Source organism: Flagellimonas iocasae (assembly GCF_042682725.1).
In the GTDB taxonomy this organism is placed as follows: domain Bacteria; phylum Bacteroidota; class Bacteroidia; order Flavobacteriales; family Flavobacteriaceae; genus Flagellimonas; species Flagellimonas iocasae.
The window spans coordinates 444,613-456,814 of record NZ_JBHUHU010000001.1 but is presented as its reverse complement, the minus strand read 5'-3'; the positions used below and the strand labels follow the sequence as shown (position 1 = coordinate 456,814).

Below are 12,202 nucleotides of genomic sequence, written 5' to 3'. Positions count from 1 at the left end.
TTTTTAACTTCAAAGAAAGTTTATATGCTCTAGTAGATGTACAAAACTATCTCTAATTTTTAACTTAACGAGTAAACTTATGAAGATTACCACATTATTTGCAGTGCTTTTTTTGTTTGTAACAGCCTCTCTTAGCGCACAGGAGATTTCCGACCATGCGCTAGGTCTTCGCTTAGGTGATAGCGATGGTTTTGGGGCTGAGATTTCGTACCAGAAATCCATTGGAAGGTATAACCGGGCCGAATTTGACCTCGGGTGGCGTGACAGTAGGTATTTTGATGCCTTTAAACTTGCCGGTATCTATCAGTGGGTGCATCAATTGGATGGGAATTTCAACTGGTTCTACGGCGCAGGTGGTGGATTGGGTAGCGTTGATTTTGAACCCGTACCCAATTCCAATGATGACAATGACGGACTGTTTGTGTTTGCCGCCGGTGATATTGGGGTGGAATATAATTTTGATATTCCCCTCGTCATTTCGCTGGATTTCAGACCTGAAATTGGACTGATTGGTTACGATGGTTTCAACGATGATTTTGACTTTGACATCGCACTGGGAATCCGATATCAGTTTTAAAAAAACACTTTTTTATAGATACCCTTGGCTTTTCATTAGGTCAAGGGTTTTTTTATGCAATAAGGATTGAATACCTTAGCGGCTTAAACTACGAGAAATGAAAAAAGTATTTGCGATTGTGCTGGGAGTTGTATTCTTGGCATCATGTGGTTCAAAATCCGATGGATATACATTGAATGGTACGGTTGAAGGCGATTTGGAGAATGGCACGCTGGTATACCTAAAAACTACGGATTCCCTTAATCAAGTGGTAGATATTGACACCACCACTGTTCAAAATGGAGTTTTCAGTTTTAAAGGAGTTCAGGCTGAGCCAAAGCTGCACTATATTTTCTTGCAACCCAACCGAGGAAACATTCCCTTTGTGCTTGAAAACGGGGATATAGAAATCGAATTCCAAAAAGATAGTATGAACTATGCCAAGCTGAAAGGAACTCCCCAAAATGAGCTTTTCATGGACTTTATGAATGAATCCAGATCATTATCTGAAAGGGCTATGTCCATGCAGAATGATATGAGAACTGCCGCTCAACAGCGAGATACAGCCACGGTGAACGCTCTGCGTGAAGAGGTTATTGAATTTCAAGAAGAAGCCAAAAACTTCAATATTGAATTTGCGAAGAGCCATCCTGATGCCCTGATATCCGTATTGATCATTGGTAACCTTATGATGAGTAAGGCCCTTCCTGCAGATGAGATCAAAGCCTTGTTTGAAGGACTTACCCCAGAAATGAAGGCCACTGAACCTGCAAAAGAATTAAAAGCGCGTTTGGATACCATGAAGTCTACGGAAATCGGTGCTGTGGCACCTAATTTTTCAGCCCCAACTCCAAGTGGGGAGCCATTGGCGCTGAGCGAGGTTACCACCCAAGGTAAGCTTACTTTGGTTGATTTTTGGGCAGCTTGGTGCAGACCTTGTCGCATGGAAAACCCAAACATCGTTTCAGTTTACAATAAGTACAAAGACAAAGGATTCAATATTATCGGAGTTTCCTTGGATACTCGTGCAGAGGACTGGAAAGGCGCCATTGAAGCAGATGGATTGGCTTGGAACCACATTTCCAACCTAAAGCGTTTTCAGGACCCCATCGCGGAACTTTACAATATTGATGCTATCCCTGCCGCCTTTCTATTGGATGAGAATGGTGTTATTGTTGCAAGGGACTTGCGCGGACCAGCTTTGGAAGAAAAAGTGGCCGAACTTCTCAATTAAAAAGAAATCAATTCGAAATAGGAAGGTTCAAGGGTTCTTGGACCTTTTTTTATGGGCTAAATTTTACCCATCTTCTCCAAAACAAACAAAATCACAATTGGAACGGCCAATAGAATCACAATCCAAGTGTCCGTGACAAACAGTTCTGGTCTAAACAATAACGTTGTGGCGTAACCTCCAATGGCGCCGCCAAAGTGGGCCGTGTGTCCAATGTTCCCCAATCTACTTTTCATCCCGTAAATGGAATAGAGCAAATACGCAATCCCCAAAACGTATGCAGGCAACGGAATGGGGATGAACATTATCCCAAGTTGCATATCTGGATTCAGTAGAATGGCGGCATACAAGATTCCTGTAACAGCTCCACTGGCCCCAACAGCACTATAATAGGGTTCATCCTTATGGAAAAACAAGGCCAAGAGGCTTCCGGCGATCAGGCTGATGAAATAAATGATCAAAAACTTCCCGGGCCCAAACCAATTGATGACCACATTGGCAAAAAAGTACAGGGTGAACATATTGAAGAACAAATGGGAAATATCAACATGTAAAAAGCCCGATGTTACGGTTCTTTCCCGCTGTCCTGCCCGAATACCACTGATACTGAATTTATATCGGTCAAAAAAAGTGGCATCACTAAATCCTCGCAAGGATACAATTACATTCGCGGCGATAATGCCAATAGTTGCTATGTGTAAATTGAACATGTTAATACAGGTTTGGATTCAAATATAGCTATATTTGCACACAAGAATTGTTATGCAGTTAGCAGTATTTATCCTTGCTTACCCATTGCTCTGGCTGGTTTCCAGACTTCCTTTTACAATAATCTACCTTCTTTCGGATGGAATATATGGGCTATTGTACTATGTTATAGGCTATCGCAAAAAAGTAGTACGTGAAAATCTGGCCTTGGTCTTCCCAGAAAAATCAGAAAAGGAACGACTTAAAATCGAAAAAAAATTCTACCACCACATGTGTGATATGTTCATGGAAATGATCAAAACCATGGGCATCAGCAAAAAAGAGATTCAAAAGCGATTTACGGTCACGAACATGGAGTTGCTGACCAATCTTGAAGAAAAAGGCATCAACACAATGCTTATGCTTCCCCACTATGCCAGCTGGGAGTGGGTATTGTCATTAAATCTTCAAATTAAGTCCAAAGGGTATGGCATTTATCAAAAAATACAGAACAAGTATTTTGATAAATTGGTTCGACAAATTCGAGGCAAATTCAATACTACTTTGATTTCCACGAAGGAATCTAGAAAAATTCTTAAAGCCGCAAAAGAAAGTAAGGAACTATTAATGGTAGGTATCATCAGCGACCAATCGCCCATGGTTGGCAGAGCAAAGTATTGGACTGACTTTATGGGTATTGTTGTGCCGGTTCATGTGGGTGGTGAGGAAATCTGCAAAGTGAACGATATTGTTCCCGTTTATCTAAAAGTTAGAAAAAAGAAAAGAGGGTACTATGAAGGGACCTTTAAAATAATCACTGAAAATCCAACCAAAGTTGAGGATTACAAAATCACCGATGCCTTTTTGAGGGAAACCGAAAAATCCATCCGTGAAGCTCCGGAATACTATTTTTGGACACATAAACGGTGGAAACACCGAAACAAAGCACCCAAAGCGGTACATGACAAGGATATAGTTACATCAAATACGCTTAGGTAGAAAAACTTATTTGATTGGTTATCAGAATAAAAATCCTATTCTTTTCTTAAAAGATGTACAGGATTTTGCTTTGTTTTTTACATTCACAGTTATTCAATCAATCAAAAAATGAAACAATTAGCAACCCTTTTACTTCTGTGCTGCTTTGCACTTTCCTATGGACAACGTCCAGCAAAACAAATTCCAAATGAAACCCTTGAAGCCATCAAAAATGATGTTTGGATTCCGTTTATGGAAACTTATGATCAATCCGATTCGCAAAAATTAAAGTCCATTCACTCCAAAGACATTGTTCGAGTGACCCAAGACCAAAATCAAATTGAGACGGGTGAAAGCTACCTACAGGGCTTTGGTGATTTTGTGGAATCGGTAAAAGCTAGAGGGAGTCAGCTCGGAATCGCTTTTGCCATTCTTTCCACTGCCATGGATGATAGCGGAGAACTAGCTTACCAAACAGGATACTACCGATTCAATTCCAAAAACGGAGATGAGGAAAACCTTGTTGTTAGGGGCTATGGCCAATTCAGTGTCGGACTCAAAAAAGAGAACGGTTCATGGAAAATTTGGCTGGATTCCGACAAACACATCGACCTAGCCCATGAAGAATTCAATGCCCAGGAAATTGTTTACGAATTGGAGAAACCTAATTAAGTCCTGCCACTTCCTTGATTTCACCAATAATGCGGTCCGCAAGATTATCCGCTGCTTCCTGTGATTTAGCCTCAGTGTAGATTCGGATAATGGGCTCTGTATTGGATTTGCGCAAATGAACCCAGTTCTCGGCAAAATCAATTTTCACCCCGTCAATGGTAGAGACTTGCTCATCCTTGTATTTGGTGTGCATGGCGTCCAATAGCGCATCCACATCCAATTCCCGTGTTAGCTCAATCTTCTTTTTGCTCATGAAATAACTGGGGTAACTGGCCCGGAGTTCAGCTACAGTCCCGCCGCGCTCTGCCATCAACATTAAAAACAAGGCTGTACCCACCAAAGCATCACGACCGTAATGGCTTTCAGGATAAATGATACCGCCATTTCCTTCACCGCCAATAATAGCGTTGTTGGCCTTCATTTTAGCTACCACGTTTACCTCACCAACCGCCGCAGCTTCATACGTTCCGCCATGTTTTTCGGTGATATCCCGCAATGCCCGAGATGAAGACAAATTGGAGACCGTATTTCCTTTGGTTTTACCCAATACGTAGTCGGCACAGGCCACTAAAGTGTATTCTTCGCCAAACATTTCCCCATCATTACTGATAAAGGCCAAACGGTCCACATCAGGGTCCACCACGATTCCAAAATCAGCTTGCTCCTCTACCACTTTTTTGCAGATGTCCCCCAAATGTTCCTTCAAAGGTTCTGGGTTATGGGGAAAATGACCCGTAGGGTTGCAGTACAATTTAATGACTTCTACTCCCAACTCTTGCAATAATTTCGGGATGGCTATTCCCCCTGAGGAGTTTACTCCATCCACCACTACCTTAAAACCGGCGTTTTTGATGACCTCGGCATCCACCAAAGGCAATTCCAACACTTCATCCACATGAATGTCCATATAAGAGTCGTTCTTGGTTATTTTTCCCAAATCATCGACTTCGGCAAAATCAAAATCCTCCTTTTCAGCCAGCGCTAAAATCTTGGCCCCTTGCTCTGCATCCAAAAATTCGCCCTTCTCATTCAACAATTTAAGGGCATTCCACTGCTTTGGATTATGGCTTGCCGTTAAAATGATACCTCCATCAGCTTTTTCCAAAGGCACGGCAATTTCAACCGTTGGTGTGGTCGACAATCCCAAATCAATCACATCAATTCCCAATCCTACTAAAGTAGAAACCACCAGATTCTGAATCATTTCGCCCGAAAGTCGGGCATCCCTTCCAATCACAACGGTCAATTTTTCTTTATTGGCATACGATTTTAGCCATGTTCCGTATGAAGCCGCGAACTTAACCGCGTCCAAAGGAGTTAAGTTGTCATTGGTTTTACCTCCTATGGTTCCTCGTATTCCTGAAATTGATTTGATGAGTGTCATAAATTGTTAAAAAAGTTTTTGCAAATATAGTTGGGCATTTCTGAATCCATCTTTTGAATTTGTAATTTTCATCAGAAAAGCTAAAGTCCCGATGAACTTCTTGGCTCATATTTATTTGTCCTTTGATGACCCGGAGATTACTTTGGGAAACTTTTTTGCCGACCACATTCGGGGAAACAAGTACAAACACCTTCCAGAAAAAATCCAAAAAGGGATTCTTTTACATCGGGAGATTGACACGTTTACCGACTCCCACCCTATTGCTAAACAGAGCAGTAAACGACTCCACAAAAATTACAGTCATTACAGCCGAGTGATTGTGGATATTTTCTATGACCATTTTTTAGCGAAGAATTGGAGTGATTATTCTAACACACCGTTGGATGACTATGTGAACAATTTTTATGACCTGCTAGAAAACAACTATGAAATTCTGCCATTGGGAACCAAACGTTTGATGCCTTATATGATTGCTGACAATTGGCTGTTGAACTACGCCAATCTTGCTGGGATTGACCGAGTTCTCAATGGTATGAACCGAAGGACGAAAAATAAATCCAAGATGAACTTTGCCATCATGGACTTGGAGGAACACTACACTGATTTTGAAAACGAATTCACCGCTTTTTTTGAAGAATTGATTACCTTTTCCCGTCAAAAATTCATTTCCTTATGCGAAGACTGATACTCCTCCTTCCTCTTATCTTATTCATACACTGCAAACAACAACCTGCCGTTCCAACCGGGCTGGTCACTGAAAGGGCCATGGTGGTCTCCGCACGAGAGGAAGCCTCACAAATTGGAGTTGATATCATGAAAAAAGGCGGAAATGTTTTCGATGCCATGGTCGCAACGGAACTAGCTTTGGCCGTGGCCTATCCCTTTGCTGGAAACCTAGGCGGAGGCGGTTTTATGGTCTACCGAAAGAGTAATGGCGAGGTAGGTGCTCTAGATTATCGCGAAAAAGCACCGCTATCCGCTCATAAAGACATGTATCTGGATTCTCTGGGCAATGTCATCCCCAATATGAGCACCAAAGGAGGAACTGCAGCAGGTGTGCCAGGAACCGTAGCAGGGGTTATGGAAGTACACAAAAAATTTGGTTCTCTTCCCCTATCCGAAATTTTGAGGCCGATCATTGCTTTGGCTAAAAAAGGGGTGGTGGTTACCAAAAAACAAGCGGACCGATTACAAAGCTATAAAGAACAATTCATCGAAGCCAATGGCGACAGCACCAAGTTTGCGGCTAATTTTAAGGAAGGGGACATCATCACCTATCCTGAATTGGCCAATACCCTTCAAAAAATACTGGAAAATGGCAGGGATGGTTTCTACAAAGGTGAAGTTGCACAAAAATTGGCCGCTTTTGTTCAAGAGAACGGCGGTTTTATCACTGAAGAAGATTTGGCCAGATACGAAGCCAAGTGGAGGGAACCCATCGAATTTGATTACAAGGACCTTCACATCATTTCCATGAGCCCACCCAGCAGTGGTGGGGTTACCATCAATCAGATTTTTAAGATTATGGAACCCTATGATGTATCCAAATATGGTCATAATTCTACCAAGACCATCCAATTGTTCACTGAAGCCTCGCGCCGTGCTTATGCCGACAGAAACTATTTTTTGGGTGACCCTGATTTTGTGGACATTCCATTGGATGAACTGTTAAGTGACTCCTATTTACAAGAAAGAATGGAAAACTTCTCGTTTGACAAGGCTACGCTTTCTTCCGAAGTAAGTCACGGTGAGGTGGAAATTGTGGAAAGTATGGAAACCACCCACTACTCCATCGTGGATAGCGAAGGAAATGCCATTTCAACCACTACCACGCTTAATGGCGGTTACGGCTCAAAACTCTACTGCGCTGAGTTGGGTTTCTTTCTGAACAATGAAATGGACGATTTTAGCGCCAAACCTGGAGTTCCCAATATGTTTGGACTTGTAGGTGCCGAAGCCAACAGTATTGCGCCAGAAAAACGAATGTTGAGTAGCATGACGCCCACCATTGTGGAAAAAGACGGAAAGTTATACATGGTTGTGGGTACACCCGGAGGCTCCACCATCATCACGGCAGTTGCCCAGACCATACTCAATGTGTATGAATTCAATTTAAGCATGCAAGAAGCCGTGAACGCTCCCCGTTTTCATCATCAATGGCTTCCGGACATGATTATCTTCGAACCCGATGGATTTCCTGAAGAACTCATTACCGAACTGAAATCCAAAGGATACATCATCAATGAAGAACGTACGCCGATTATTGGAAAAGTGGATGCGATTCGGGTACTTTCCGATGGGAAACTGGAGGGCGGTGCCGACAAACGAGGTGATGACAAAGCCGTTGGTTTTTAAATAGCTGTCGAATGAACTATGATGTTGTAGTACTCACCGACCCAAGGTACATCAATCCCACAAAGCAAAGTGCCTACATTGATAATGTGCTTCTGGAAGACCGATTGGTTTTGGAAGGGTTACAAAAAGAAGGATTAAAGGCTATTCGGAAATCATGGGATGACCCAGATTTTGATTGGTCCACCACCAAATATGCCTTGTTCCGAACTACTTGGGACTATTTTGACCGCTTTCCTGAGTTTTCAAAATGGTTGGAGTGCACTTCCCGGAAAACACAATTCATCAATTCCAAAAAGCTGATCTATTGGAACATTGACAAACATTATTTGCGCGATCTTTCTTTAGCCGGTGTCACCATTCCCAAAACCTATTTTGTGGAGCAGGGAACTCAAATCAGTTTAAAAGAAGCCTACCTGCATGCCGTTGAAAAATTAGAGTTTCGTCCTTCCACATTTATTATAAAACCTTGTGTCTCCGGAGCCGCACGACATACCTACAAAATACAAAAGGATTCGATTGACGAGTATGAGGATATATTCCAGAAATTGATTTCAGAAGAAGCGATGATGCTCCAAGAATTTCAGGAAAACATCGTGAAAGAAGGGGAGATCTCCATGATGGTTTTTAATGGACAGGTCACCCATGCGGTTTTAAAAATTGCAAAACCCGGTGATTTTCGTGTTCAGGATGATTTTGGCGGTACCGTACATTCATTTGAACCCACGACAGCACAAATCGATTTCGCTACCCGTGTGGTCCATGCTGCACCAGAACTCCCAATGTATGCGAGAGTGGACATGTTCAAAGACAACGACGGCAATTGGGCCTTGGCCGAACTGGAAATCTTTGAGCCCGAATTATGGTTTCGACTAAATCCGGCAGCGGCAGAAATTTTGGCAAAATCCATCAAGGACACCTATTTTTCCATGCTCGTCTAAGTTTTCAATGTATAGTATCATTATATTTAAAGCTGTAAATAATTCAAAATGAAAAAATTATCATTCCTTCTGTTGGGAATCACATTGGGTTGCGCAGCCCAAGAAAATGCGGCTCCAAAACTAGTTGCCGAAGACGATGCATTCTATAATTACGTGGCCAAAGACGCCGAAATTGAAGTTTTGGCCGAAGGTTTCACATGGTCGGAAGGCCCTGTCTGGATTAAAGAGGGCAGTTATCTTCTTTTCTCCGATGTGCCCCAAAACACCATTTTTAAATGGAAGGAGGGTGACAGTATTTCTGAATTTCTGAAACCTTCGGGGTACACGGGAATACTTCCCTACAGCCGTGAACCTGGCAGCAACGGACTTACCATTAACAATGATGGTGAACTGGTGGCGAGCGAACATGGTGACCGCAGAATAACTAAGATGCCATTGGTAGGCGGTGGAAAATTTACGCTCGCAGACACTTGGGAAGGAAAACGATTCAATAGCCCGAATGATGTGGTTCAAGCCTCCAACGGCACCTATTATTTTACCGACCCTCCCTATGGGTTACCCAAGCAACAGGACTCGGAAATACGGGAAATTGATGCTTTTGGGGTGTATAAAATCGGAACGGATGGAAGTGTGGAAATGGTGGTCAGCAACCTAAGCCGACCTAATGGCGTGGCCCTTTCCCCAGATGAAAAAACACTTTATGTAGCCCAGTCGGATTTTAACGCTCCTTATATAATGGCTTACAATATTCAAGCTGATGGCTCAGTAGATGAAGGAACCGTATTTTTTGATGCCAAAACCATACTGAAACCCGGTTTAATGGGATTACCCGATGGTTTAAAAGTGGCCAAAGACGGAACCGTTTTTTCCACAGGTCCAGGTGGGGTTTTGGTCATAACTTCGGAAGGTAAATACTTGGGGCGAATTCATACTGGACAACCCACTGCCAATTGTGCTTGGGGTGATGATGGCTCGGTACTTTACATGACCGCCAATCATTCTTTGATGCGAGTGCAGACTAAAACCGTCGGTGACGGGTTCTAACTATTTGATTTGACCCATTTGCTTTTTTAATTCCTCCATGGATTGTTGCAATTGTTTCAGCAATCCCGTTTCTGTGGTAGCATCAATATTAAAGGTAAGTTTGCTGCTCACCTCCCATATTTCCTGAATCTGGAACGGTTTGATGTCATACGGAGGGTACGATTCATTCAAGGAAACCAAAGTAATGTTATTGGAATTTGGCTTTCGCTCAATCTTCTTCACCATCACAGAATCTTGAAGAACCACGACATACATTTTATTGGCGCTCACATAATCAATATGCTCAATGGCTCGTGCCAACACCCAATCATTGGGGCGTAAATTGGGCAACATACTGTCCCCTTCAACCTGAAAACCACGGTAAGTGGCATTTCGGAACTCGGGAATAGGCAAATCAAAGGCGGGAAGTTGTCGGTACCAACTGGTATCCGCAATATTTTGTGGATATCCTGCGGCGGCTTTGGCATTTACCAAAACCATGTTGTCCTGATCAGAACTATCCACCGTGACCACTTTTGGAATGACGCTGGTTTTTGACGTATCCAAATGTTTTTGGTCACTATCACCAAAAAGCCAAAGCGGATTTATCTTGAACTGCTTCAACAGTTCTTCCACGACTTTTCCTGACAATTTGGTTCGGCCCCGTTCAATATCGGCAGTAGTATTCTTCACCCCCAACAATTGGGCGAACTCGGTCTGGGTATAGCCCAATTCTCTCCGAATATCGATAAACCGTTTTAAGGTAAGTTCATTTTCCATTTCTGCATTTTTGCGTCACTTCGAACGCAGTCGAGAAGTCAATGTCCTTTACCTTAAATTAGGTCTCGACTGCGCTCAACCTGACATCTCTTTTCAAATATAGAAAATTTGGATTATTTCCAACATATTTTTTGGATTATTTCCAATTAAACTATGGTAACTACTTTAGAACGATTTCCTTATCTTTTACATCATCTAAGAAAAAAAGCCTATGAAACCCATCAGATTTTTGCTTTTCATTGTCGCTGCATTGATTGTAGCCTCTTGTCATAAAGAACCAAAAGATGTTCAACTTCAAATAGCGACCACTAATCCTGAATTTAAAAAATTGGAGGTATATTCCTTGGATAAAGACCTTCTTTTTGAGTTTGATTCTACCCGTATCAAGAATGTATTCCCTTTAAAAGAAGCTGGGTTCTTTACCATTTCATCAAAAACCACCATGGGATATGTCTTTTTAAAACCCGAAGCAAACGTGCAACTGGGTCTTATATCCGAAAAACCTAATGTTTTGGGGGCAATGGGCGACCAATTATCCGAGGAGAACAACTTTTTGAACAAATACAACAAAACCTTCACCGATATCAACTATAAAGGTGGCCCCTATAATCTTTATGTCAAAGAGGCAGACAGCTTTTTGATAGAAATCAAAAAATACAACAGCCCCCTAAGTGAACTTTATGCCAAGTTGGAGTCCACAGAGGATTTGGATGAAAGTTTTAAAAAAGGAATGATGTCCAGAATACAAATGGATTTGCTTCGTCCCTACGTGGAATATCCCACCTATTACAAATATTCCAAAAATGTAGAGCCCGAATTGCCTTCAGGCTTCTATGATGAGATGGAATCTATGGATTTAAATGACCCTTCCCACCTGTCCTTCCGCGAAAATTTGGGTTTAGCTCGCACATGGGTGACCAAGGATATTAATTTTGAAGACTATGAAACCGTTCCTGATTATTATGCTGCCATTTCCAAAAAATTAGATAGCGCATTCGGGACATCCAAGCTCAACGAATATTACACCTATCAACAATTGGCTCAGGACGTGAATTTTGGTTCCGGATTTGATGCCAATCAGGAGAAAATAATAGCATTTAACAACAATGCCCAGAGTGAAGTGCTCAAAACTTTGTTGGAAAAGAACAATGCACCTTGGGAAGCGTTAAAAGCTGGAAACAAAGCTCCCAATTTTATCGGGCAGACCCGAGATGGCCACAAAGTGACTTTGGATAGCTTAAAAGGCAAGAAAGTCTATGTTGATGTGTGGGCCACATGGTGCGGGCCCTGTATCCGTGAAATTCCAGCATTGAAGCAATTGGAAAAAGACTTGGAAGATGAACCAGTTCAATTGGTCAGTATTTCCATCGATGATCAAAAGGACAAAGAAAAATGGGACAACTTTATTGAAGAAAAAGAATTGGGCGGACTGCAACTCTATACCGAAGGTGCCTGGAATTCGCAATTGGTAGCTGACTACAATATTTCTGGAATCCCTCGATTCTTAATTATCGACGAAAATGGTCAAATCATTAGCGCCAATGCTCCGCGACCATCAGACCCGAAGGCGAAGGAAATTCTTTTGGAGTAGCTGTTAA

The 12,202-nt window shown here is 42.2% G+C and carries 12 protein-coding genes; 9 read left to right on the top strand and 3 right to left on the bottom strand.

The features are described from left to right. The first annotated feature begins 79 nt into the window (after positions 1 to 79). Positions 80 to 577: a hypothetical protein gene (locus ACFSJE_RS02000; protein ID WP_379829304.1), complete on the top strand. Its 498-nt coding sequence runs from the start codon at positions 80 to 82 to the stop codon at positions 575 to 577. 97 nt (positions 578 to 674) lie between these two features. Continuing rightward, a complete protein-coding gene (locus ACFSJE_RS01995; RefSeq protein ID WP_379829303.1) occupies positions 675 to 1,790 on the top strand; it encodes a DUF4369 domain-containing protein in 1,116 nt (371 codons plus the stop codon). A 56-nt stretch (positions 1,791 to 1,846) separates the two neighbouring features. Here ACFSJE_RS01995 and ACFSJE_RS01990 read toward each other — a convergent pair whose 3' ends face one another. Continuing rightward, positions 1,847 to 2,497, bottom strand: coding sequence for a rhomboid family intramembrane serine protease (locus ACFSJE_RS01990; RefSeq protein WP_379829302.1), 651 nt, complete (start codon positions 2,495 to 2,497; stop codon positions 1,847 to 1,849). 52 nt (positions 2,498 to 2,549) lie between these two features. Between ACFSJE_RS01990 and ACFSJE_RS01985 the strand changes: the two genes are divergently transcribed. Both ACFSJE_RS01985 and ACFSJE_RS01980 read left to right on the top strand, forming a co-directional pair. Then, on the top strand, positions 2,550 to 3,473 hold the full coding sequence (locus tag ACFSJE_RS01985) for a lysophospholipid acyltransferase family protein (protein WP_379829301.1): 924 nt from the start codon (positions 2,550 to 2,552) through the stop codon (positions 3,471 to 3,473). 108 nt (positions 3,474 to 3,581) lie between these two features. Beyond that, a complete protein-coding gene (locus ACFSJE_RS01980) occupies positions 3,582 to 4,124 on the top strand; it encodes a nuclear transport factor 2 family protein (RefSeq protein ID WP_379829300.1) in 543 nt (180 codons plus the stop codon). Here the strand turns inward: ACFSJE_RS01980 and glmM are convergent. Continuing rightward, a complete protein-coding gene (gene glmM / locus ACFSJE_RS01975) occupies positions 4,117 to 5,508 on the bottom strand; it encodes a phosphoglucosamine mutase (protein WP_379829299.1) in 1,392 nt (463 codons plus the stop codon). The two genes, ACFSJE_RS01980 and glmM, sit on opposite strands and share 8 nt — an antisense overlap. A gap of 91 nt (positions 5,509 to 5,599) precedes the next feature. On the opposite strand from glmM, the gene ACFSJE_RS01970 reads away from it, so the two are divergent. The 4 genes from ACFSJE_RS01970 to ACFSJE_RS01955 are packed head-to-tail and all read left to right on the top strand — an operon-like array spanning position 5,600 to position 9,845. Next, positions 5,600 to 6,193, top strand: coding sequence for an acyl carrier protein phosphodiesterase (locus ACFSJE_RS01970; RefSeq protein ID WP_379829298.1), 594 nt, complete (start codon positions 5,600 to 5,602; stop codon positions 6,191 to 6,193). Further along, positions 6,181 to 7,863 (top strand): gamma-glutamyltransferase, encoded by a 1,683-nt coding sequence (gene ggt, locus ACFSJE_RS01965; RefSeq protein WP_379829297.1) that lies wholly within the window; start codon positions 6,181 to 6,183, stop codon positions 7,861 to 7,863. The genes ACFSJE_RS01970 and ggt overlap by 13 nt, the downstream gene beginning before the upstream one ends. Positions 7,864 to 7,874: 11 nt before the next feature. Further along, positions 7,875 to 8,801 (top strand): ATP-grasp domain-containing protein, encoded by a 927-nt coding sequence (locus tag ACFSJE_RS01960; protein WP_379829296.1) that lies wholly within the window; start codon positions 7,875 to 7,877, stop codon positions 8,799 to 8,801. A gap of 48 nt (positions 8,802 to 8,849) precedes the next feature. Next, positions 8,850 to 9,845, top strand: coding sequence for an SMP-30/gluconolactonase/LRE family protein (locus ACFSJE_RS01955; RefSeq protein ID WP_379829295.1), 996 nt, complete (start codon positions 8,850 to 8,852; stop codon positions 9,843 to 9,845). Here the strand turns inward: ACFSJE_RS01955 and ACFSJE_RS01950 are convergent, their stop codons facing one another. Then, positions 9,846 to 10,604: an XRE family transcriptional regulator gene (locus ACFSJE_RS01950; RefSeq protein ID WP_379829294.1), complete on the bottom strand. Its 759-nt coding sequence runs from the start codon at positions 10,602 to 10,604 to the stop codon at positions 9,846 to 9,848. Positions 10,605 to 10,815: 211 nt separating this feature from the next. Here ACFSJE_RS01950 and ACFSJE_RS01945 point away from each other — a divergent pair, with 211 nt between their 5' ends. Next, entirely contained in the window at positions 10,816 to 12,195 is a 1,380-nt protein-coding gene (locus tag ACFSJE_RS01945; RefSeq protein WP_379829293.1) for a TlpA family protein disulfide reductase, read from the top strand. Positions 12,196 to 12,202: the final 7 nt, after the last annotated feature.

What these genes read in the sequence shown, in the direction of transcription:
- ACFSJE_RS02000 (WP_379829304.1), top strand. Translation starts at nt 80, where the DNA reads ATGAAGATTACCACATTATTTGCAGTGCTTTTTTTGTTTGTAACAGCC.
- ACFSJE_RS01985 (WP_379829301.1), top strand. Translation starts at nt 2,550, where the DNA reads ATGCAGTTAGCAGTATTTATCCTTGCTTACCCATTGCTCTGGCTGGTT.
- ggt (WP_379829297.1), top strand. Translation starts at nt 6,181, where the DNA reads ATGCGAAGACTGATACTCCTCCTTCCTCTTATCTTATTCATACACTGC.
- ACFSJE_RS01980 (WP_379829300.1), top strand. Translation starts at nt 3,582, where the DNA reads ATGAAACAATTAGCAACCCTTTTACTTCTGTGCTGCTTTGCACTTTCC.
- ACFSJE_RS01960 (WP_379829296.1), top strand. Translation starts at nt 7,875, where the DNA reads ATGAACTATGATGTTGTAGTACTCACCGACCCAAGGTACATCAATCCC.
- ACFSJE_RS01955 (WP_379829295.1), top strand. Translation starts at nt 8,850, where the DNA reads ATGAAAAAATTATCATTCCTTCTGTTGGGAATCACATTGGGTTGCGCA.
- ACFSJE_RS01995 (WP_379829303.1), top strand. Translation starts at nt 675, where the DNA reads ATGAAAAAAGTATTTGCGATTGTGCTGGGAGTTGTATTCTTGGCATCA.
- ACFSJE_RS01945 (WP_379829293.1), top strand. Translation starts at nt 10,816, where the DNA reads ATGAAACCCATCAGATTTTTGCTTTTCATTGTCGCTGCATTGATTGTA.
- ACFSJE_RS01970 (WP_379829298.1), top strand. Translation starts at nt 5,600, where the DNA reads ATGAACTTCTTGGCTCATATTTATTTGTCCTTTGATGACCCGGAGATT.
- glmM (WP_379829299.1), bottom strand. Translation starts at nt 5,508, where the DNA reads ATGACACTCATCAAATCAATTTCAGGAATACGAGGAACCATAGGAGGT.
- ACFSJE_RS01950 (WP_379829294.1), bottom strand. Translation starts at nt 10,604, where the DNA reads ATGGAAAATGAACTTACCTTAAAACGGTTTATCGATATTCGGAGAGAA.
- ACFSJE_RS01990 (WP_379829302.1), bottom strand. Translation starts at nt 2,497, where the DNA reads ATGTTCAATTTACACATAGCAACTATTGGCATTATCGCCGCGAATGTA.